The 23,143-nt window shown below is 33.9% G+C and carries 13 protein-coding genes; 4 read left to right on the top strand and 9 right to left on the bottom strand.

Features of this window, described 5'->3' with window-relative positions:
- Window positions 1–2: 2 nt before the first annotated feature.
- Entirely contained in the window at window positions 3–5,504 is a 5,502-nt protein-coding gene (locus ACKTST_RS05970; protein ID WP_408046836.1) for an alpha-2-macroglobulin family protein, read from the bottom strand.
- Window positions 5,505–5,619: 115 nt separating this feature from the next.
- On the opposite strand from ACKTST_RS05970, the gene miaE reads away from it, so the two are divergent.
- Window positions 5,620–6,201, top strand: coding sequence for a tRNA-(ms[2]io[6]A)-hydroxylase (gene miaE / locus ACKTST_RS05965; RefSeq protein WP_408046835.1), 582 nt, complete (start codon window positions 5,620–5,622; stop codon window positions 6,199–6,201).
- Window positions 6,201–6,638 (top strand): DUF4268 domain-containing protein, encoded by a 438-nt coding sequence (locus ACKTST_RS05960; protein ID WP_408046834.1) that lies wholly within the window; start codon window positions 6,201–6,203, stop codon window positions 6,636–6,638. Before miaE ends, ACKTST_RS05960 begins: the two co-directional genes overlap by 1 nt.
- 7 nt (window positions 6,639–6,645) lie before the next feature.
- On the opposite strand, the gene ACKTST_RS05955 is transcribed toward ACKTST_RS05960, so the two are convergent.
- Complete coding sequence (locus ACKTST_RS05955; RefSeq protein ID WP_408046833.1) at window positions 6,646–6,981, bottom strand: DUF4870 domain-containing protein; 336 nt, start codon at window positions 6,979–6,981, stop codon at window positions 6,646–6,648.
- 200 nt (window positions 6,982–7,181) lie between these two features.
- Between ACKTST_RS05955 and ACKTST_RS05950 the strand changes: the two genes are divergently transcribed.
- On the top strand, window positions 7,182–7,676 hold the full coding sequence (locus ACKTST_RS05950) for a CAP domain-containing protein (protein WP_408046832.1): 495 nt from the start codon (window positions 7,182–7,184) through the stop codon (window positions 7,674–7,676).
- An 89-nt stretch (window positions 7,677–7,765) separates the two neighbouring features.
- Here the strand turns inward: ACKTST_RS05950 and ACKTST_RS05945 are convergent, their stop codons facing one another.
- The 4 genes from ACKTST_RS05945 to ACKTST_RS05930 all read right to left on the bottom strand — a co-directional run bounded on the left by ACKTST_RS05945 (window position 7,766) and on the right by ACKTST_RS05930 (window position 18,854).
- Entirely contained in the window at window positions 7,766–9,652 is a 1,887-nt protein-coding gene (locus ACKTST_RS05945) for an OmpA family protein (RefSeq protein ID WP_408046831.1), read from the bottom strand.
- A gap of 11 nt (window positions 9,653–9,663) precedes the next feature.
- The gene (locus tag ACKTST_RS05940; RefSeq protein ID WP_408046830.1) at window positions 9,664–10,605 is read right to left on the bottom strand and encodes a PorP/SprF family type IX secretion system membrane protein; all 942 of its coding nucleotides are present in this window, start codon (window positions 10,603–10,605) and stop codon (window positions 9,664–9,666) included.
- 10 nt (window positions 10,606–10,615) lie between these two features.
- Window positions 10,616–16,333 carry a gliding motility-associated C-terminal domain-containing protein gene (locus ACKTST_RS05935; protein ID WP_408046829.1) on the bottom strand — a complete coding sequence of 1,906 codons (5,718 nt, stop codon included), beginning with the start codon at window positions 16,331–16,333 and terminating at the stop codon, window positions 10,616–10,618.
- A gap of 85 nt (window positions 16,334–16,418) precedes the next feature.
- On the bottom strand, window positions 16,419–18,854 hold the full coding sequence (locus ACKTST_RS05930) for a PKD domain-containing protein (RefSeq protein ID WP_408046828.1): 2,436 nt from the start codon (window positions 18,852–18,854) through the stop codon (window positions 16,419–16,421).
- 406 nt (window positions 18,855–19,260) lie between these two features.
- Between ACKTST_RS05930 and mnmE the strand changes: the two genes are divergently transcribed.
- On the top strand, window positions 19,261–20,655 hold the full coding sequence (mnmE, locus tag ACKTST_RS05925) for a tRNA uridine-5-carboxymethylaminomethyl(34) synthesis GTPase MnmE (RefSeq protein ID WP_408046827.1): 1,395 nt from the start codon (window positions 19,261–19,263) through the stop codon (window positions 20,653–20,655).
- Between the two features lie 116 nt (window positions 20,656–20,771).
- Here the strand turns inward: mnmE and ACKTST_RS05920 are convergent, their stop codons facing one another.
- From ACKTST_RS05920 to ACKTST_RS05910, 3 genes are all read right to left on the bottom strand, one after another.
- Window positions 20,772–21,707 carry a ketopantoate reductase family protein gene (locus ACKTST_RS05920; protein ID WP_408046826.1) on the bottom strand — a complete coding sequence of 312 codons (936 nt, stop codon included), beginning with the start codon at window positions 21,705–21,707 and terminating at the stop codon, window positions 20,772–20,774.
- A gap of 64 nt (window positions 21,708–21,771) precedes the next feature.
- Entirely contained in the window at window positions 21,772–22,353 is a 582-nt protein-coding gene (locus tag ACKTST_RS05915; protein ID WP_408046825.1) for a Crp/Fnr family transcriptional regulator, read from the bottom strand.
- A gap of 10 nt (window positions 22,354–22,363) precedes the next feature.
- A complete protein-coding gene (locus tag ACKTST_RS05910) occupies window positions 22,364–23,083 on the bottom strand; it encodes an NAD(P)-dependent oxidoreductase (protein WP_408046824.1) in 720 nt (239 codons plus the stop codon).
- Window positions 23,084–23,143: the final 60 nt, after the last annotated feature.

The raw sequence follows: 23,143 nt of genomic DNA, 5'->3' as shown, positions 1-23,143 counted from the left end.
CACTACTTCACCACTTTAATCCATCGTCCTTTAGTACGCACCAAATAATCATTATCATACATGGCTTCGGCTTGAACCCCCGGTAAATAATAATCACCTAAATATGATGCATTCAACAATACTCTAAATGTTTTAGATTCGTTTCCATGCAATGTAAAATAATTACTGATACTCGCATCTCTGATATCGGTATAATCCACTTGTGAGGATGCTGTATTATTTCCAAAATCGGTAAAACGAGTATTAATAATTTCCCAACCAGACGGAATGTATTGTGTTAAGGCTATATTTTCAATCTTGTTAGTTGTGTTGTTCTTCAACGTTACCTCAGCTAAGAAATTAGTTCCTTGGCTCAAATTATCCGGATTCATTACACTTCCATCTTTTGATTTGAAAGTAACAGTTGCTGATAGGTTCTTTTCAACTACTTTTTCTTCCCCAACGGGTAAAATTCCTCTGTTAAAAACACGTGCATACAACACTCCGCTACCCTTGTTAGTAATTTTAACTGAATTATCTGCTAAAACCTGACTCGTCTCCATACTGAATAACGATTTGTTCGTAGTTGCATTTGTAGGCATTCCGTTTAGGTTTACACTGGCATTAATACTTGTACTACCACCATTTTGTAATGCATATTGAGACATTGCCAACAAACTATAAGCTGTTGTTTGTGTACTCATCCACTGGTCACCCGATAAATTAGCAGCTACCTCTTTTGCTAATTTTATAGCTTCCAATTTGTTATTCATCAACGTATATGTTTCTAACGACATCGCTTTGTTACGTGTTTCTGAACCGTACCCAGTATAGTAATTTTTGGTGTATTCAACATTTGATAACGATTTCAAAATAGTTTCGGCAATAGATCGTTTACCAACCAATGCGTATGCATTAGCTAAACGCATTTTTGCTTCGTTAGAAATACCTGCTGTTTCTCGTAAACGGTTCATCGATGCTAAATCTGCTTTGTTCGCTAAAGAAAGCGTATATAATCGATACGCTTGTGTTAAATCGTCGTCATCATTATGCATGTTAGCTCTCCAATTTCTTGCCGCTTTTTTTTGATATGCAATCCATTTATCTGTAAAACCAATAGGCAATGCATATCCTTTTTTACTGGCTTCTAACATAAAATGACCTGCATACGAGGTTCCCCAATGGCTTACATAATTTCCTCCTTGCCAATACGCCATCGCACCGTTTGACATTTGAAAATCGGATAAACGTTTAATGGCTACTTTTATATTTCTTTCTATAGATACTCTTTTATCGTCTGCTAAATCAAACAATTCTGGTAAATATAACTGCGGAAACACACTCGACGTAGTTTGCTCAACACAACCATGAGGGTAACGGATCAAATACTGTAATCTTCGCGAAAAATTCATGGGTGGTAAGGTAGAAAGCTCCACAGTCGCTGCATTAGTTCCTTTCGTACCAAAACTCTTGAAATTGATCTCGCTATTTTCACCTGATTTTAATACTAAATCCAAGGTTTCAGTTGTAACCGGATTCGGATTCAACACATCTATTTCTACTTCGTATGATGCTTTTTCTACACCTGAGCTGGCATCAATCTGCACTTTTCCAATTCCTTTAAAATCATTGATCTTTAATTTAAAATACGCCATTTTTTCATCGGGTTGTGAAAAAGATACATTTTGAGTAGCATTTCCTTCAATCGTAAATGCTTCATTAGGTTTTACAGTTACCTGCACATTTTTAATGTTTGGTTTCATGGCAAATACCGTTACCGGAAGCGTTACAGTTTCTTGCGGTGTTATTTTTCTTGGTAGCGACGCTAATACCATAACTGGTTTACGTACAAATGCTGTTTTTTCATCACTACCGTACGCTTCACGATCTGCATTACTTGCCACTACCATCGCTCTTACCGAACCGATATATTTCGGAATCGTAATTTCATGGGATTCTATTGCTCCCATTTTTAAATTAAAAGGACCTAAATAGGTAACCATTGGCTTGAAACGGTTTGCTTTTTTGTTTTTGCTTCCTGCTTCAGCCTCATCTCCACCAATACTTAAAATCTGATTGATCTTTCCTCCATAAGCCCCAATAACATCATCAAAAATATCCCAGGTTTTAACGCCTAATGATTGACGTGCATAAAAAGTGTTCCATGCATTGGGTGTTTTAAATCGGGTTAAATCTAATAATCCTTCATCTACCAAAGCAATAGTATAGGTCATTGGTTTTCCGTTTTTCTCATTTACACGAATGGTCGCTTTACTTTCTGGTTTTAGTTCGTCAGCTAACTGAATTTGAGGCTCTAATTTGGTTTCTGAATTTTCCACCAAAATAGCTACCGAACCGTACATTCGTATCGGTAAATCGTTGACCGTTTGACTATGCGGTTGTAACAACGAAACATTTACATATACATTGGGTGTGTACTTAGGTAGAATAGGAAAACTAAATTCAGTCTGTTTATCTATAGTATTCACCCAAAAATGATCTAACACTTCAGTACCATTCTCAATAGTAATAAGGGCTCTTGCTCCTTCTGAAGACGGAAACTTAACTAACGCTTTTTCATTAGTATTATACTTTTCTTTATCTGTAGTAAATATTAACATTGTAGCGTTAGACTTGTCTTGATCTGACTTTTTACGTCCATACCACGAAGGCCAATCAAAATACACCACTTTTGACGTCGTATGTTTACCTTTTCTATCAGTAACTTTTACCAAATAACGTCCCCAATCATTTTCATCAACCTTTAATACAAATTGTCCTTTCCCGTTTGCGTTGGTTTTAACATTGAACTTTTTATAAGGCTCGTGATACCTGGTTCCGTCATAACTTGAAAGTCCATTATCATTTCTATTCCACCACCAACGCCATGAAATTTTATATACATTTACTTCTAAGTTTTTAGTAGCAACTCCCCTACCATCTTCATTTACAGCAGCTACATCAAACGTATAGCTTTCGTTAGTAAACAGATAATTTTTAGATTGTTTTTCTATAGGTGATTGTACTCCAACATAAGTAGGATACGGTGATACTTTTTGGGTAAACACGTCGGTACTAAAATCACCTCCGTTTTCATATACTTTAGTTATAAAGGAGGCTTGTAACATTCCCGGAGCTTTGTTGTCTAACCTTGGTTGTACAGAGAAACTTGTTTTTCCTTCCTGATTTAAATTTCCTTTAAATACACTAAACTCTTCTGTTCCAAAACTTCTTGTAACATCATCAAATTGATAGTTTTTATAGCCTTTAAACGAAGTTTTTGTTTGACGGAATTTTCCATTAATATCTAATTTCAATCCTTTTGCAATCGCTCCATGTAACCACTTTACTTCTACTTTTCCTTTAATTGAAGAATTAGACTTAACAACACCTTCAGCAGTTTCTAATTTGATTTTTAATCGGTTAGGCTTAATAGTTTCAACTTTTAATGTTTTATTAAAAACTGCTCCACCAACACTTACTTTTAACTTCCAATTTCCCGTTAACGCATCGTCATTGGTTTTTGGTGAATACGCATACATATTTTGAGCATTTTTATATTGAATAGAACGCTCAATAATTTTTCCTTGCGGATTGATCAATTCAAATTTTATAGGATGCTTTTCAGGAATCGGATTTGCTTTATCATTCAATACAAAAGTTAAAAACAACTGATCTCCAGGTCGCCATACACCACGCTCTCCATAAATATATCCTTTGATTCCTTTTTGAAGTTTTGTACCCGAAACATCAAACTTACTCATTGAAAGTGCATTTCCATCTTCTAAACGAACATAGGTTGTGTTTTTATCTTTAGAAATTTGTGCAAAAAAAGAAGGTTTTACACCCGTAAAAGTTGCTACTCCTTCATTATTGGTTACTGCTTTGGCAACCTCTTGCTGTTGTAAATTAAACAGCCTTACTTGTGCTCCTTGTATAGATTGTGTAGTTAAAATATCTGTAACTGCAATAAACGTTGTATTATTACTTCCTTTTTTAACGATAACCCCTAAATTGGTTGCTAAAATATTGGTACTGATTTTTTTGTTGTAGTAGTAAGATGATGTACACGCATCTTCACGTTCATTCCAGTTATAATCTTCATAATAATCATTGTAATAATATCTGGTTCTGTCAAAAGAAGCTTCGTTGATTTCTTTTTTACCAAACGTTATCGGATTGTTCGGAGTTACTCCATCACAACTATAATTTGAATAGTCTTTGTTAAACGATAATTCCACTCGATACATAGCGCCTTCTTCCACCTGAAGAACGTCGGCTAAATCAAAAGCAAAAGCATTAATCTTATCTAACTGTAATCCTTGGTTTGAAAGGTTAATAGTGTATTTTGCCACTGGTCGCCCAACATAATGTAAATTAGCTTGCTGACTTAAATTATAGCTTTGTAAAAATTGTAAAACATTGTTCTTATAAATCTTATAAATGGTAACATCTACCGCTCTTAAATTAGCAGCATTAAAGTTGATTTTTAAGTTTTTAGAATTTGGTAAAATAGCACCACTTTTAATAAAACTTACTTGAGGTTTTAATTGCTCAAAGTATAACGAACGTTGAAAGCTTTCTTTTAACGTAAAACCTTCTGTATTTTTAATTCCTTTGAAAATCTCAATATCTACCTTGTTTTTAAATACTGAACTAGGGAACAAGGTCAACACATTGTTATTAATTTTATAGGTAAATGTTTTTTTACTAGTATTTACAAACTGAATAAGTCCTTTAATATCTTGTGACTTGTGAATAGGATCAGAAAAACTAATTTCTATTTGCTGATTATTACCATTCACAACATTAACATCCAACACTTTAAAGTTGTTCTTTCCAGTTATATCAAGCGTTCTATCTCCTTTAGAAGTGGATTGGATTGGTTTTCCGTCCCAGGTAACTATTAACTGTTTATCATCTTCAAAACGTTGTAAACTATCAATTTTAAAACTCACTCGTGATGTTAACTCACTTGAACTGGCAAATTTTACCAGTACATTTTTTCCGTTATAGGTTGCCTTAACTACTTTATCTAACTGATCGGTTTCAAATACATCGCTGGCATTTAAAAAACCTTCTACATAATTCCAATTTTTATCATACACGTAAGGTGATTGCAATGAAACATTATACAACAACTCTTTGGTTTTTACTTTTACCGTAAAATCCTTCAAATCCTCATCAATATCATCATATAATTTTGATAAATGTAAGGTAACGGTATATTCGGTATTGGCCTTTAGTTTTTCCGCAGGTTTAAAAGAAAGCTTATTATCGTTTAAAACTACCTCTCCTTTCACTATCGGTTTCATACTAATAACACCTTTTGGTAAAGGAGAAATTGCTACTTGTTTCTTTAAATAAAACTGAATATCTGGGTAAACAGACACTAATTTCTCAGGAAAAACCGATACATACTCTTTAAATTTTTGAATATTACTCGCTGCAGGTTTTTCTTTTTTACAGGCTTGAAAAACACTAAATACAATAAGTATAAGGAGTAGTGAAAAGCTTTTTTTCATAATAAGTGAGGTTCTTTTTCAATAAAAATTTCGTAGATATTCAAAGATAACTAATTTGGTTTTTAAATGGTAAAACTTCCTTTATTTTTTATTTTTGCAAATCAATTAAGCAATTATGTTAGGATTACAATTTGACACAGAAACTTCTTGGGTTGAAGTTGCTAAAAACGGTTTGGAGCAACTATTAACCGATCATGCTTTTGCTGAGCAAAAAGCTGCATCAAATGCCGTTTCAATCATTATTAATTATTCTGAAGAAACCGCTTTGGTTAAAGATATGAGTGACATTGCCATAGAAGAAATGGAGCATTTTAGAATGGTACATAACTTAATGGTAGATCGTGGAATGGTTTTAGGTCAAGCAACAAAGAACGATTATGCTTTAAGATTGCAAAAGTTCTTTCCTCACACAGGGAATAGAAATGAAGCATTAATTCACCGATTATTAGTTGCTGCTTTAATTGAAGCTAGAAGTTGTGAGCGATTTAAAGTTTTTGCAGATAATATGGAAGATGAAGAACTATCTAAGTTTTATTTAGATTTAATGATTTCGGAAGCTAACCATTATACCTTATTTTTGGGATATGCTCGTAAGTATATGAATCGTGAAATTGTTGACAAAAAATGGAATGATTTACTAGCTTTTGAAGCAGAAATGATGAGAGAAAGAGGTAAAACAGCAAAAGTTCACGGATAGTGTTTAGCAAAGAAGAATCAGCTCAATTACGTAAGGAGTTTTGGACAAGCTTCGGAAAATCTTTTCCGAGGAAATGGTTATTGTATAACACAAAAATTAAAGGATTTTCTTTTAAATTTCAAGCTGACAGAAAAAAAGCATCGGTTTGTATAGATTTTGAACATCCTGAAGATATTGCTAATGAATTACTTTATGATCAGCTACTTTCATTAAAGAAAATCTTAGAAACCGAATACTTACCTGAAGTGATTTATGATGATAACTTTGAGCTAGATAACCGTAAAATTATCCGAAGAATATATGTTCCTTTCGAAAAAAAATTCAGTATTCATAATAAAAATACATGGAGAGATTGCTATGGGTTTTACGTTGAAACTATGACACAGTTTGAACTATTCTTTTATGAATACGAAGATTTTATTAAACAAGCTATTTAGTTAATTCTTATAGAAATTTAATAGTCATAGGGTAAATTGGCTCTTCTTCATTACTCGCTTTAATAGCATTTATTATTGGAAAAATTAAATAGAATACCCCTATAACTAAAAATCCTAATAAACCTAAACCGAACAACAAAACTAACGGAATACATAATAAAACATATAAAAACATTGATATTCTAAAGTTAAGTATCGCTTTTCCGTGTTCATCCATTCCTAAAACTTCATCTTTTTTCACTGCCCAAAGTATCAACGGAACGATAAAACCTCCTATACCTGTTACAAAATCTAACAACTGACTTAAGTGTGTAAGTACTAATAACTCTTTATTTCTTTTCATTGTATTATATTTATTTGTTTACTAATAAGACGCATATAATGCTTAATTGTTACAACAAATTATTGTCATGCCAAATACTAAACCAAGACACAGGAAAAACACCCTTTTTAATTAAAAATCAACACATTAACTTGTTTTATATTAATTTTTAGATATATATTTGTCTCGTTTTTGATTTAACCCCTAACCCCTAAAAGATCATGAATAACTATCCCCTTAAGTTATTAGTGCTGTTTTGCGCACTAGTTTTGACATCTTGTTCTTCTAATGAAAGTGAAATAGTTGATGAAACACCAACTGAAGTAGCAACTAACATCGCTGAGAAATCAATAGAAGCAGACATTTTAACCCTTATTAACAATTACAGAGTTAGTAACGGATTTTCTTCACTAAGTAAATTACAAACCATTAAATCGCAAACTCACAATCATACAAATTATATGATTGAAAAAGAGCAAGTATCGCACGATTTCTTTTATCAGCGTAAAGAGTATTTGACTAAAAATGCAAGTGCTATTAGTGTTGGTGAAAACGTAGCATACGGTTACTCTTCAGCTGAGTCTGTAGTTAATGCTTGGATTAGAAGTGAAGGACACAAAAAGAATATTGAAGGTAATTTTACTCACTTTGATGTTACTGCCGAAAAAGGTGCTAACGGTAAGTGGTACTTTACAAACATATTCGTAAAGAAATAGTTTAATAAAACTAAAACCCCGATTCAATATTGCGGATTGAATCAGGGCAAAAGAAAACTACTCTACGGGAGACTAATTACTTATTTTAACTATTTATAATCATTTATAATTATAAATTTTGATCTTCTGTTTTCTTGATGTTCTTCTTCGGTACATTTAACTCCGTTTGAACATTTGTTTACTAATTGCTTCTCACCATAACCTATAGCACTTTGAATTCTGTCAGTTGCTATACCACGAGAAAAAATATAATCTCTAGTAGATTTTGCTCTTCTATCAGATAAAATTTCATTATACCTATCGCTTCCTCTACTATCTGTATGCGCTTCAATTTTAATAATCATCTTCGGATTGTTATTCATCACTTTCACAATAAATTCTAGCTCATAAGCAGCATCAGGACGAATATTCCATTTATTAAAATCAAAGAAAATAGGGTCTATTACAATTTCATTATCAATAATTAACGGTGTTAAGTATAAATCGTGTTCTATTTCTTTACCTCTTACATCTGTTGTTTGAACATTATCAATAAAATCATCTTTATAATCTAATTTTGTTCCTCTTAACGTGAACTTTTTTTCACATTCTACTTCAAAAATATAAGAAGCATTTTCTTGAGTTACAAACCTACTTATCACCTTACCATCAGCATCTATAAGTTCTACCAAAGTATTAGGTAACAACTCATTTGTTCTCTTATCATATGTTTTTCCTTTAATATATTGCTTACACTTTAAGGTTTTAAACTTATAAATATCGTCTTGCCCCTTACCTTCTGGTCTGTTAGATGAAAAATATCCTGATTTACCATTTTCGTTATAAAAAAATGCAAAATCGTCGTAACCACTATTAAAAGGAGCTCCTATGTTTATTACTTCTGATGAATTATTTTTAAGTAAATCTGACTTATAAATATCTAAAAGCCCTAAATTTTGATATCCGTCTGAAGAAAAATACAAAGTATAATCTTTTGCAACGAATGGAAACATTTCTCTTCCAGAAGTATTTACTTTACTCCCTAAATTTTCAGGTTTCCCATAACTTCCATTATCTAAGATTGCTACTTTATAAATATCGGTTTCACCAAATCCGTCAGGTCTATCAGACACGAAATACAATGTTTTATCATCTGGACTTAGTGCTGGGTGCCCGCTTGAATGCACTTTATCATTAAAAGGCAATTCTTCTACGTTAGCCCATTCACCATCAACCAATGTTGCTTTGAAGATTTTTAAATGTGAAGTTCCTTTTTTATCGTACTTCAATTTGTTTTTATCATCCAAATTATTTCTAGTGAAATAAAGTGTTTGACCATCTTTAGTAATAGCAATACTTGACTCGTGAAAACCTGTGTTTATCTTAGAAGAAACTATTGGAATGATATCTTCAATATCTGCATCGTTTTCTTCTTTAGCTATCACTTTTGCTTGATATAAATCTAAATAAGGTTGGTTATTCCATTCGTAAATTGCTCCGTTTTCATTCTTCGCTGATGAGAAATAAAATTTTTCACCATTTACATATGGTCCAAAATCAGAATTCTTGGTATTGATATCTAAGTTTGCAATTTCAACCGAATCTTTATTTAAGGTCTTCAACTTATCATAATCAACATTTCCAATTTTAGATGCTGCATCGGGTATTTTACTTAACCATTCGTCGGCTTTTTCATACTTTCCTACACTTCTTAACGATTGTACATATTTATAAATTGCTTCGTTGCTTAAACCTTCATCTCTATTTGATGCTACTCCGTACCAATAAGCTGCTTGTTCAGAATTTGAATTGTTATAATAACAATCTGCCAACCTAGTAACCATATCTACACCATCATCTCCACTATCTATTGCTTTCTTATAAAACTCTGCCGCTTTTATGTACGAGTATTCTTTATAAAATTTATCAGCAATCTTTCTTTGAGAAAAAGCAAAGCATGATAAAAAAAGTAGTATTAATGTAATTTTTGTTTTCATAAGTATGCTTTTTAAAAATATCTAGGAGATTTTGTTCTAAATGATTTTGGATGCAATTCAAACATTAACAAAATTTCATGAGTTCCATTAGAATATTGATTAATGTCTGATAAAGGGTGCTCGTAGGCATAACCTACTCTTAATTGTTTTGTTACTTGAAAATCTACCAAAGCTCCTAAAGCTCCTGTAAACTCGTTAATTCTATAAGAACCTCCTAACCAAAATTTTTCATTGAATAAAAAGTTTGCGGTTATATCATACGATAATGGTGCTCCGTTGGTAGCTTTGATAAGTGTTGCTGGTTTAAATTTTACATTATCACTTAAATCAAACACGTATCCACCTGTTAAATAGTAACTTATTTTATCCACAACTCCGTAGTTAATTCCATTAGCTACTACATTATTATGATCTCTATTTAATAATCTAGGAGCAGATAAACCGACATACCATCTGTTGGTATGCAACAACATTCCGCTACCAATATTTGCTTCCCATCTATTTTGAATTCCTGAAATTCCTGGATCAGAGCTTTCTGCATTTCTTAATTCATCATCAATATTATATTGTGTGAATCCTGCTTTTAAACCAAAGGCTAACTTGATTTCTTCATTAAGTTTAATTGTATATGAAAAATCTCCATATAAATACGTGAATTTTTCATATCCAAGCTTATCGTTTATAAACGATAAGCCTAGACCTATTTTTTCATTTCTTAATGGTGTATGAGCCGACAGCGTTTGTGTTTCTGGTGCTCTATCAAGTCCTGCCCATTGGCTTCTATGCAAACCAACGATACTTAATACTTCTCTACTACCTGCATATGCTGGGTTAATAGAAATGGTATTATACATATATTGAGTGAACTGTGGTAATTGTTGTGATTGCATTGCAAAAATACCTGCAAACATTAATATAACAATTGTTTGTAATAGTCTGTAATTATGGTTCATAGCTATAATATTATTTGGTTCCTAAATAAATTGCTCCTGTAAATGGTTTTAATCCACTATTTTCTAATATCACAATGTAGTAATATGTACCTGCTGGTAGTCTTTCGGCTCCTCCGAATGTTGATCCATCTGAAACTCCATTCCAATCATTTGCATAATTGTTAGATTCGAAGACTTTTGCTCCCCAACGGTTAAATATTTTTACATTAGCTATGAATCCACAAGACTCTACTCCTGTAATTTTAAAGAATTCATTATATGAATCTCCATTAGGGGTTACTGCTTTTGATATTACCACATCTTCTTGTCCACATGGTAATACAACACAGTCGTCGTTTATATTAATTGTTACTCTAGTTGATGTTAAACATCCGCTATTTGGTGCTGTATAAGTAAATACATAATCACCTAAGCTTAAATTTAACGGTTCGAAACTATCATCATCAGATAAGGTTACATTTCCTGAAGTTACTTCCCATGTACCATCTTCACTTTGATTAGCTAAGTAATCATTTAAGTCAATCACCCCATCTTCTGTACATCTTGAATCTGCTATTTCAGTCACAGTTGTTTTTACCGTTACTGTAATATTTTGAACAAATTCAGCTGTATTTCCACACTCATCAGCAACTGTCCATGTTCTTGTAATGATATAGTCACTATCAGTTCCATCAAAAGTACTCGTTTCTTCAAAATTTGTTTGAGTTACATTAGATGAACAATTATCAGTAAATTCTAAAGTTGGTACTTCTGGAACATCATCACATTCTACTGATATATCTTCTAAAGTACTTACCAGTTCAGGTGCTTTAGTGTCTTCTACATTTACTACCTGAGTATGTGATGTTTCATTTCCTGCACAGTCTGTAATCATCCATCTTCTTGTAATTGTATAAGTTGAACCACAATCATCATCTTGTCCTGCAAATTCTTCTGAATAATTTACGGTTACAGAAGCATCACAATTATCTGTTCCTGTTAATACTACTGCTGCTGGAATCTCATCACAACTTACCGTAATTTCTGCTACTGGCAACTCTCCTTCAAACTCTGGCGCTGTAGTGTCTTCTACAGTTACTACCTGAGTATGTGACGTTTCATTACCCGCACAGTCTGTAATCATCCATTTTCTTGTAATTGTATAAGTTGAACCACATTCATCATCCTGTCCTGCAAATTCTTCTGAATAGTTTACTGTTACCGAAGCATCACAATTATCTGTTCCTGTTAATACTACTGCTGCTGGAATCTCATCACAACTTACCGTAATTTCTGCTGCTGGCAACTCTCCTTCAAACTCTGGTGCTGTGGTGTCTTCTACAGTTACTACCTGAGTATGTGACGTTTCATTGCCTGTACAGTCTGCAATCATCCATTTTCTTGTAATTGTATAAGTTGAACCACATTCATCATCCTGTCCTACAAATTCTTCTGAATAATTTACGGTTACTGAAGCGTCACAATTATCTGTTCCTGTTAATACTACTGCTGCTGGAATCTCATCACAACTTACCGTGATTTCTCCTGCTGGTAACTCCTCTACAAACTCTGGCGCTGTAGTATCTTCTACAGTTACTACCTGAGTATGTGATGTTTCATTTCCTGCACAGTCTGTAATCATCCATTTTCTTGTAATTGTATAAGTTGAACCACATTCATCATCCTGTCCTACAAATTCTTCTGAATAATTTACTGTTACAGAAGCATCACAATTATCTGTTCCTGTTAATACTACTGCTGCTGGAATCTCATCACAACTTACCGTGATTTCTGCTGCTGGCAACTCCCCTTCAAACTCTGGAGCTGTGGTATCTTCTACAGTTACTACCTGAGTATGTGACGTTTCATTGCCTGCACAGTCTGTAATCATCCATTTTCTTGTGATTGTATATGTTGATGCACATTCATCATCCTGTCCTACAAATTCTTCTGAATAATTTACGGTTACAGAAGCGTCACAATTATCTGTTCCTGTTAATACTACTGCTGCTGGAATCTCATCACAACTTACCGTGATTTCTGCTGCTGGTAACTCCTCTACAAACTCTGGTGCTGTAGTGTCTTCTACTGTAATCACCTGAATATGACTTGTCGTGTTTCCTGAACAATCTGATACCGTCCACTTTCTAGTGATTAAGTATTCTGATCCACATGCATCGTCATCGCCACTGGTTACTTCACTTGGAACTACTGTTACCGAAGCATCACAGTTATCAGTTGCTGTTAAAGTTTCCATCACTGGAATGTTATCACAACTTACCGTGATTTCTGCTGCTGGTAACTCCTCTACAAACTCTGGTGCTGTAGTGTCTTCTACTGTAATCACCTGAATATGACTTGTCGTGTTTCCTGAACAATCTGATACCGTCCACTTTCTAGTGATTAAGTATTCTGATCCACATGCGTCGTCATCGCCACTGGTTACTTCACTTGGAACTACTGTTACCGATGCATCACAGTTATCAGTTGCTGTTAAAGTTTCCATCACTGGAATGTTATCACAACTTACCGTGATTTCTGCTGCTGGTAACTCCTCTACAAACTCTGGTGCTGTAGTGTCTTCTACTGTAATCACCTGAATATGACTTGTCGTGTTTCCTGAACAATCTGATACCGTCCACTTTCTAGTGATTAAGTATTCTGATCCACATGCGTCGTCATCGCCACTGGTTACTTCACTTGGAACTACTGTTACCGATGCATCACAGTTATCAGTTGCTGTTAAAGTTTCCATCACTGGAATGTTATCACAACTTACCGTGATTTCTGCTGCTGGTAACTCCTCTACAAACTCTGGTGCTGTAGTGTCTTCTACTGTAATCACCTGAATATGACTTGTCGTGTTTCCTGAACAATCTGATACCGTCCACTTTCTAGTGATTAAGTATTCTGATCCACATGCGTCGTCATCGCCACTGGTTACTTCACTTGGAACTACTGTTACCGAAGCATCACAGTTATCAGTCGCTGTTAAAGTTTCCATCACTGGAATGTTATCACAACTTACCGTGATTTCTGCTGCTGGTAACTCATCAACAAATTCTGGGGCTGTGGTGTCTTTTATGATGAACTTAGCACTATTAGTATTCATTGGGTTACCACATGCATCTTTTGCTGTAAAAATTACTTTAACCTCTCCAGTAAAACTACAAGTATATGTCAAATCAGTATAATTGTTACTCCATGATACTACACTACAATCATCCGTAGCAGTTGCTCCTCCATTACTCGTCAACCAATCATTTAACTCTGTTAAATTTCCTTCTCCATCACACTCCACTATCTTATCTGATGGTTGGTGAGTTATTGTTGGTGGTGTTTCATCTTTAATTAGATAACCTGCTGTTGTGGTACTTGAGTTCCCACATGCATCAGTAGCTGTAAACGTTACTGTAATATAACTTCCATCACATTTAATCGAAGTATCATTTCCATAGTCATTAGTCCATGTTACATCACTACAATTATCTGTTGCTGTTGCTCCTGCATTATTATCTAACCAATCTTGTAAAGTAGCGCCTGTATCACCTACTCCACATTCTATATCAATATTATCCTTGTTTACTTCATCAATAACTGGTGCTGTAGAGTCTATAATCGTGAATGTAGCGTCTTTGCTGATACTGTTTCCACACTCGTCAGTTAAGGTAAAAGTTACTGTTTCGCTTCCTGTTCCTCCACAGTCATCACTTAATCCTGTGCTGTTATGAGTTACTGCTGCTGTTCCACAACTATCGGTTCCGCTAAAGCTTGCTAACCAATCACTGAATGCTTGTGCATTGGTTGCTGGATCACATTCTACACTTGTCATATCCATTGGCTCGTTCGTCCAGGTTGGATTTGTTGTGTCTATAATCGTGAATGTTGCGTCTTTAGTTATACTGTTTCCACATTCGTCAGTTAAGGTAAAAGTTACTGTTTCTGAACCTGTTCCTCCACAGTCATCACTTAAGCCTGTACTGTTATGCGTTACTGCTGCTGTTCCACAACTATCGGTTCCGCTAAAGCTTGCTAACCAATCACTGAATGCTTGTGCATTGGTTGCTGGATCACATTCTACACTTGTCATATCCATTGGCTCGTTCGTCCAGGTTGGATTTGTTGTGTCTATAATCGTGAATGTAGCGTCTTTAGTTATACTGTTTCCACACTCATCTGTTAAGGTAAAAGTTACTGTTTCGCTTCCTGTTCCTCCACAGTCATCACTTAAACCTGTACTGTTATGCGTTACTGTTGCTGTTCCACAACTATCTGTTCCGCTAAAGCTTGCTAACCAATCACTGAATGCTTGTGCGTTAGTTGATGGATCACATTCTACACTTGTCATATCCATTGGCTCATTCGTCCAGGTTGGATTTGTTGTATCAGTAATTACAAAAGCTTGTGTCTGACTAGTAGTTAAGCCACATTCATCTTCTGCCGTAAAAACTACTTCTATTCGTTGACTACATCCTGTTGTTACCCAACTTCCTTCAGAATAACTAAGTGTAGTAGATCCCGAAATATCGTTAGCTGTAATTCCTGCAAAACCATCTCGCCATGTTATATAACTTGGGTTTAATGATGGATCTGAACCTGTACATTCAGCCGTATCATCCATTCCTCCCAACAAACTAGGTGGAGTACTATCTGAAATAACAAAAGTATGAACTTGATTACTAGTTAACCCACATTCATCTGTTGAGATAAATGTTACAGAAATCTCATCTCCACAAGCGGTTGATAACCAACTACCTTCTTCATAACTTAATACAGGGGTACCACATAAATCATTACTCGTAATTCCAGCGAAATTATCTCGCCATGCTATATAATTTGCATTTAACGATGGATCAACTCCTGTACTCTCTGCTGATCCATTTACTCCTCCTACTAAACTTGGTGGAGTCGTATCTGAAATGGTAAAACTTTGATCTTGAACACTTTCTAAACCGCAAGCATCCGTTGCTTTAAAAGTAACTATTATAGTATCAGTACATCCATCTGATGACCAACTTCCTTCAGTATAACTCATCGTTACATTTCCACAAGTATCTGAACCTACAATACCAGCATAATTATCTCGCCACGCTATATAATTTGCATTCAATGATGGATCTGAACCTCTACATTCAGCAGATCCATCTGCTCCTCCTATTAAACTTGGTGGTGTAGTATCTATAATGGTGAATGTTGCGTCTTTAGTTATACTGTTTCCACATTCGTCAGTTAAGGTAAAAGTTACCGTTTCGCTTCCTGTTCCTCCACAGTCATCACTTAACCCTGAACTGTTATGAGTCACTGCTGCTGTTCCACAACTATCTGTTCCGCTAAAGCTTGCTAACCAATCACTGAATGCTTGTGCGTTGGTTGATGGATCACATTCTACACTTACCATATCCATTGGCTCGTTCGTCCAAGTTGGATTTGTTGTGTCTATAATAGTGAATGTTGCGTCTTTGCTGATACTGTTTCCACACTCATCAGTCAAAGTAAAAGTTACCGTTTCGCTTCCTGTTCCTCCACAGTCATCACTTAACCCTGAACTGTTATGAGTCACTGCTGCTGTTCCACAACTATCTGTTCCGCTAAAGCTTGCTAACCAATCACTGAATGCTTGTGCGTTGGTTGATGGATCACATTCTACACTTACCATATCCATTGGCTCGTTCGTCCAAGTTGGATTTGTTGTGTCTATAATAGTGAATGTTGCGTCTTTGCTGATACTGTTTCCACACTCATCAGTCAAAGTAAAAGTTACCGTTTCGCTTCCTGTTCCTCCACAGTCATCACTTAACCCTGTACTGTTGTGTGTTACTGCTGCTGTTCCGCAACTATCGGTTCCCGCTAAAGCTTGCTAACCAATCACTGAATGCTTGGGCATTGGTTGATGGGTCACATTCTACACTTGTCATATCCATTGGCTCATTCGTCCATGTTGGATCTGTAGTATCTATAATGGTGAATGTTGCATCTTTAGTTATACTGTTTCCACATTCGTCAGTTAAGGTAAAGGTTACCGTTTCGCTTCCTGTTCCTCCACAGTCATCACTTAATCCTGTACTGTTGTGTGTTACTGCTGCTGTTCCACAACTATCGGTTCCGCTAAAGCTTGCTAACCAATCACTGAATGCTTGGGCATTGGTTGATGGATCACATTCTACACTTGTCATATCCATTGGCTCATTCGTCCATGTTGGATCTGTAGTATCTATAATGGTGAATGTTGCATCTTTAGTTATACTGTTTCCACATTCGTCAGTTAAGGTAAAGGTTACCGTTTCGCTTCCTGTTCCTCCACAGTCATCACTTAATCCTGTACTGTTGTGTGTTACTGCTGCTGTTCCGCAACTATCGGTTCCGCTAAAGCTTGCTAACCAATCACTGAATGCTTGGGCATTGGTTGATGGATCACATTCTACACTTGTCATATCCATTGGCTCATTCGTCCATGTTGGATCTGTAGTATCTATAATGGTGAATGTTGCATCTTTAGTTATACTGTTTCCACATTCGTCAGTCAACGTAAAGGTTACCGTTTCGCTTCCTGTTCCTCCACAGTCATCACTTAAACCTGTACTGTTGTGTGTTACTGCTGCTGTTCCGCAACTATCGGTTCCGCTAAAGCTTGCTAACCAATCACTGAATGCTTGGGCATTGGTTGATGGATCACATTCTACACTTGTCATATCCATTGGCTCATTCGTCCATGTTGGATTTGTTGTGTCTGTAATCGTAATTATTAATGTATCAGTTCCTTTTTTTCCACAAGTATCTGTCACAGTAAACGTTCTTGTTACTGTAGTGATGCAGCCATTATATGAAGCTACAACATCTATATATGTTATTGAAACGATCGTTCCGTCATCAGAAGCAATATAGTCTGTTGCAAAAAAACTATCTTTTATATCTGAAGATTCAGTTAAACTAAATGGGTATCTGGAATTTAGACTTGAAATATCATCCTCGTTACACCCTTCAATACTTAGCATTTCTGGAACACTAATGGTAGGATCTTCATTATCATTAGATATTAAAGTTACAGATTCAACCTGTTGACAACCATTAGTGTCTGTTACAGTTACGGTATAAGTTCCAGCAGTTAAACCACTAATATCTTCTGTTGTTGCTCCAGTATTCCATAAATATGTATAAGGAGCTGTTCCGCCTGAAACCGATAAATCAATTGCACCATCACTTCCTCCACAACTTAAATCACTTGCTAAATAAGAAGTAGATAACACAGTTGGTTCAGTGATTTCAATGGTTGCATTCGATGTACAGTTATTTGCATCTGTTACAGTAACAGTATAACTACCAATACTTAAATTATTTATATCTTCAGTAGTTTCTCCAGAACTCCATGAATATGTATATGGAGTTTTACCTCCTGTTACTGTTAAATCGACAGCACCATCACTTCCTCCATTACATTTAACGTTTGTACCAATAATACTTGCCAGAGGTGTAGAATCTATAACTACATTTTTTGTAATTGAATTAAAGTCACCATCTTCATCTGTTACTGTTAATGTAACTGTTTTAGTACCTGAACTAGTATACTGAACAATATGTGGTCCTTCTGTATTTGCTACTGAAGGACTAGAACCTGTACCAAAACTCCATTGGTATGTTAAAACTCCATCTCCTCCAGTTGAAGCGTTTGTAAATGTAGCTCCCTGAAATCCATTATTTTCACAATTATAAACAAAAGTAAAATCTGGAGCAATCGGTGTTTGCACATCAATTGGAGGCAAATTTTCTCCTGAGCATTTTGATTGTTGTGTAGCGCATCCTGGACCAACAACACTACCAGGAGTTTGCCACGAAAGATATACATCTGTTAAAGTCAACTCTTCACCACAAGTGTAATTTATTAACTCAAACATCTGATAAGTTCCTGTAGTAATTGAACCTGATATTCCTATACTAATTTTTTGATTTCCTACGTAAACATTACCATCTTTATCAATTTTATCTGACCCATTCATCAAATAAAACTGCATATATAAATCTATTTTACTTGCTGCTTTAGAAATATCTACGTATAAGTAAACGTCATTTAGTACATCTCCAACAGTACAAGTAGTAATTTGATCACCATTAATATCTCCTATGTAGACTCTTCCTATTTCTACATCTTGTGCACCGCAACCAGAAATATTACATGGAGCTTGCATTGAAACTGTTGTTTGTGAAAACATTACATTTCCATATAACAACAACACAATAAAAATAAGTTTCTTTAAATGAGTAGTTTTCATTCCCATACCTTAACTTTTAAATTTGTTTATTTTGCTCTCTGATTTTTTTCAGATCACAAATGCTTAATTAAAGTTTTAGTCTTACCTAAAACCATACGGGGATGGGGTATAATGGGGTGGGGTAATTAAGGGTTACACACGTCCAAGTATTGTTTGCACAATACATTACATTAATACACAAGTATGTTCAATAAAATTTATGAGGAAAATAAATAATACTATTTGGGAATTGTACTATTTTGAGGGATTAACGTTTTATGAGTTTTAAAAACTGTTATACCAAATGTAAAGCTAATTTTTAGTTTTTAAAAACCAAAAACTAAAAAAGGGTGATTTCCCCTTACCTACTTCAGGAAAAAATATGAACAAAATTATTTAATCAACTTACTTATTATTTAGGTAATTTTGCGATATGATACAAAACGATACTATTATTGCCTTAGCAACACCTTCGGGTGTAGGAGCTATAGCTGTTATTAGGCTTTCTGGACAAGATTCAATAAAAATTGTGGACGCTTTTTTTTCTTCAATTAATAAGAAGAAATCATTAGTTAATCAGAAATCTCATACACTTCATTTGGGGCATATTGTTGATGGTAACACTATTTTAGATCAAGTTTTAGTATCTATTTTCAAAAATCCGCATTCGTATACGGGTGAAAATGTGGTAGAAATTTCGTGTCATGGTTCGAGTTTTATCCAACAAGAAATCATTCAATTATTTTTACAGAATGGTTGTAGAATGGCTGATAATGGTGAGTTTACCATGCGTGCCTTTTTAAATGGAAAAATAGATTTGTCGCAAGCGGAAGCTGTAGCTGATGTGATTGCTTCTAATTCTGCTGCTTCACATCAAATGGCAATTCAACAAATGCGCGGTGGAATTACCAATGAACTAAAAGAATTAAGAGCTCAATTGTTAGATTTTGCTGCATTAATTGAATTAGAACTCGATTTTTCTGGAGAAGATGTTGAATTTGCTGATAGAACAAAATTTAAAGAACTAGTCGCTAAAATTTCATCTGTTTTAAAACGATTGATTGATTCTTTTGCTTTTGGAAATGCGATGAAAAACGGAATTCCTGTTGCTATTATCGGTGAACCAAACGTTGGAAAATCTACCTTATTAAATGCTCTATTAAATGAAGAAAGAGCTATTGTTTCTGACATTGCTGGTACCACTCGCGATGCTATTGAAGATGAACTGATTATTGATGGTGTTGTTTTCCGCTTTATCGACACTGCTGGAATTAGAGAAACTGAAGATATTGTTGAAAATATCGGTATTAAAAAAGCTTATGAAAAAGCAGAAAATGCTCAACTAATTATCTTTTTGATTGATTCTAATAAGTATATTCATTCAAAAGACTTATTCTTAGATGAAATTCAAACAATTCAACAACGTTTTCCTAATAAACGTTTGTTAGTTATTGCTAATAAAATAGACACCTTATCTTGTCACGATTCTTCTATTTTACTATCTGAAATAGAAAATTTAATTTTACTATCGGCAAAACAAAAAATCGGAGTTGACGAATTAAAACAAGAACTAATTTCATTAGTAAATACTGGTGCTTTAAGTAATAATGAAACCATTGTAACTAATTCTCGTCACTTCGAAGCATTAACCTTAGCTTTAGAAAGTATTAATTCTGTAAAAAACGGAATTGACCTTGATATTTCTTCTGATTTATTTGCAATCGATATTCGTGAATGCTTACGTCACTTAGGAAATATTACTGGTGAATATGATGTTGACAAAGATATTTTAGGGCATATTTTCGGAAACTTTTGTATCGGTAAATAGATTTTCTTTCCTTTAGTAGTACTTTGTTTTCTTTTTAGATTTAAAGGAAAAAAATAAGAAAATAAACTTATACTTAAATTAGGCGTATTCTAAAAAAGAAAGAAAAAATCCCTTTTTTAAAGGGATTTTATTTCATTATAAATGTTAATTGTTTTAGGAGTATCAATATTCAGTTTTTTACCATACTCTATAATGGCCCCACCAAATAACTCTAATTCATTATTATTCTTATTTGAATTAATATCTAATTGTAATGATGTTGGAGTTTCTGGAGGGAATGTAGCAGCTTTATTAAAGGTCTCTTCTACAATATTAGATTGTAAATAAATTCCCTTCTTTAATGCTATTTTATTAATCTCAATCATAATGTCTTTTGCAGCTTCTTTTTGTTCAGGAATAGAGCAAACTTTACCGATTGATGAGTCATATTTTGCCGTAACAAGTCCAAAACTTGCTATAAAAATAAACTTAGTCCAAATATCCACCAAAGCGCTTTCTCTAAATTCAAAGTCAATATTACTATCACTCATTAAATCTAATACCCATTCTATATCTTCATAACTATTTTTAGGGTCTTTACCAAAAAATAATTTCCCCCATTTTCCTTTATGTTCAATAATCCCTTTTTCCTTTATGTGAGAAGCAACATAAACACATGATGGTAAAATTGTATTATCAGGTACTATTTTTCGGATTCGATCATAAATATTTGCCCCATTCATCATAGGAATAATAATAGTTCTATTTGTAATCACATTTAGCAGTTGACTGCATACATTTTCCAAATCATACTCTTTAACACAAACTAAAACTAGATCGGGCTTTTCTATTTCTGAAATATTAGAACATACTTGATTTGGTCGTGTTATAGAGTCTTTAAATTCTGGAGAAATCAGGGTTAATCCTTTAGAATTTAGAATTTTGAAAGTATCTCCTCTTGCTATAAATGTAATATTATAAGACTGTTTAATTTCATTTGACTTATTAATTTTATAACCAAAATATCCTCCAACACCTCCTAGACCAACAATAACTATATTTTTTTTACTCATGATTTTATTTTTTCACAAAAGTGAGACCTTTGTTTTAAATGAGCTCTTGACAAATATCAAGAAATTACATTCTAGCTACTTCCTTCCTTATTCTGCTTAGAGTGCTATCTGTAATTCCTAAAAATGATGCTATAATTTTCAAAGGAACATTTTGAAAAACATTTGGTTGTGTTTTTAATAAATTTAGATATCTCGTTTCTGCCTTTTGGCTTACCATATCTATTAATCTATCATTCAATTTATAATAGTTTATAACAAAAAGTAATCTGCTAAACTCTCTAAATTCAGGAATATCATGAAAATTAGCTTGAACATTATCTAAGTTGGTTTTCCAAAAGACACAATCAGTCAATGTTTCATAGACTTCCTTAGTAGATTCCTTCTTAAAAAAAGATAAGAAATCATTAACAAAACATGGAGCTGAATATATATTTGTCGTTACTTTTTCATTATCCTCATTAAGTATATAAGAATGTAAGTAACCTTCTTCTAAAAAATAAGTTTCCGTACTAATTATTTCTTTATTAAGTAATATTGTGTTTTTATTTAGTTTAAAATATTCAAACTCCTTAGTTATTTCTTCAACTATATCATTACTTATAGGAAATAATGAATGAAAATAATTATTGAGTTTATCTTTATTCATATTTATTTGATTAAGAATTATAAATTACTGGCATTTGACCTTTCCAAGTATTCCATACATTGCTCTCAGTAATTAGTGTAGCCATAAAATGAGCAACATTAACTCTGCTTGTTTTACCTGCATCAAAAATAGCATCTCTAATTGGAGAAGGGTAAGTTTCATATTGAGATACATTATCCTCGTTAATTAAGTTATCTGGTCTAACCACTACCCATTCAATAGATTTATTGTTTTGACCAATTTCTGTTCTTAAATAATCAGCTGCCGTTTCATTATCTACATGAGGAGGCAACAATAAACGAAGTAAGAAAACAACTAGCCTATGTTTAAACGAAAGAGGCTCCTCTAAATCTCTATTGCGATTCCCTGAAGTATTCATAAGCACAAACTTAATAGGTTTTCCTCTAGTTTCTTCTTTAATAGCAATACTAATTAAACGAACAGCATCAGTCACTAATTTTCTTGGTTGTCCATATATACCTTTCCAACTTAAGTTATGCCCCAAACAAGATATTACGGCGTTACAACCAGAAACAATTTCTTTTATTTCATCTTTATTTAATTCTAAAATACTAGCTTCAATAATTTCTATACTACTATTACTCTTCCACGAATTAGAAATTTTATTAAGATCTCTTATAATAATTTTAATATTCTGTTTTTTTAAAAGAAGTTGTTCAACCAATTCTTTTCCCGTTGCGCCATTAGCACCTATTACCAAAGTAGTCATTTTACATTAATGAATTTATATTAGAGTTTTAAAGTTCCATAAGGTTTTCAACTAAAAAAT

It is taken from the genome of Tenacibaculum crassostreae, from assembly GCF_964512405.1.
Taxonomy (GTDB): Bacteria; Bacteroidota; Bacteroidia; order Flavobacteriales; family Flavobacteriaceae; genus Polaribacter; species Polaribacter crassostreae.
This window is presented reverse-complemented; position numbering and strand designations above follow the sequence as displayed.

What these genes read in the sequence shown, in the direction of transcription:
- ACKTST_RS05970 (WP_408046836.1), bottom strand. Translation starts at nt 5,504, where the DNA reads ATGAAAAAAAGCTTTTCACTACTCCTTATACTTATTGTATTTAGTGTT.
- miaE (WP_408046835.1), top strand. Translation starts at nt 5,620, where the DNA reads ATGTTAGGATTACAATTTGACACAGAAACTTCTTGGGTTGAAGTTGCT.
- ACKTST_RS05955 (WP_408046833.1), bottom strand. Translation starts at nt 6,981, where the DNA reads ATGAAAAGAAATAAAGAGTTATTAGTACTTACACACTTAAGTCAGTTG.
- ACKTST_RS05950 (WP_408046832.1), top strand. Translation starts at nt 7,182, where the DNA reads ATGAATAACTATCCCCTTAAGTTATTAGTGCTGTTTTGCGCACTAGTT.
- ACKTST_RS05945 (WP_408046831.1), bottom strand. Translation starts at nt 9,652, where the DNA reads ATGAAAACAAAAATTACATTAATACTACTTTTTTTATCATGCTTTGCT.
- ACKTST_RS05940 (WP_408046830.1), bottom strand. Translation starts at nt 10,605, where the DNA reads ATGAACCATAATTACAGACTATTACAAACAATTGTTATATTAATGTTT.
- ACKTST_RS05930 (WP_408046828.1), bottom strand. Translation starts at nt 18,854, where the DNA reads ATGGGAATGAAAACTACTCATTTAAAGAAACTTATTTTTATTGTGTTG.
- mnmE (WP_408046827.1), top strand. Translation starts at nt 19,261, where the DNA reads ATGATACAAAACGATACTATTATTGCCTTAGCAACACCTTCGGGTGTA.
- ACKTST_RS05920 (WP_408046826.1), bottom strand. Translation starts at nt 21,707, where the DNA reads ATGAGTAAAAAAAATATAGTTATTGTTGGTCTAGGAGGTGTTGGAGGA.
- ACKTST_RS05915 (WP_408046825.1), bottom strand. Translation starts at nt 22,353, where the DNA reads ATGAATAAAGATAAACTCAATAATTATTTTCATTCATTATTTCCTATA.
- ACKTST_RS05910 (WP_408046824.1), bottom strand. Translation starts at nt 23,083, where the DNA reads ATGACTACTTTGGTAATAGGTGCTAATGGCGCAACGGGAAAAGAATTG.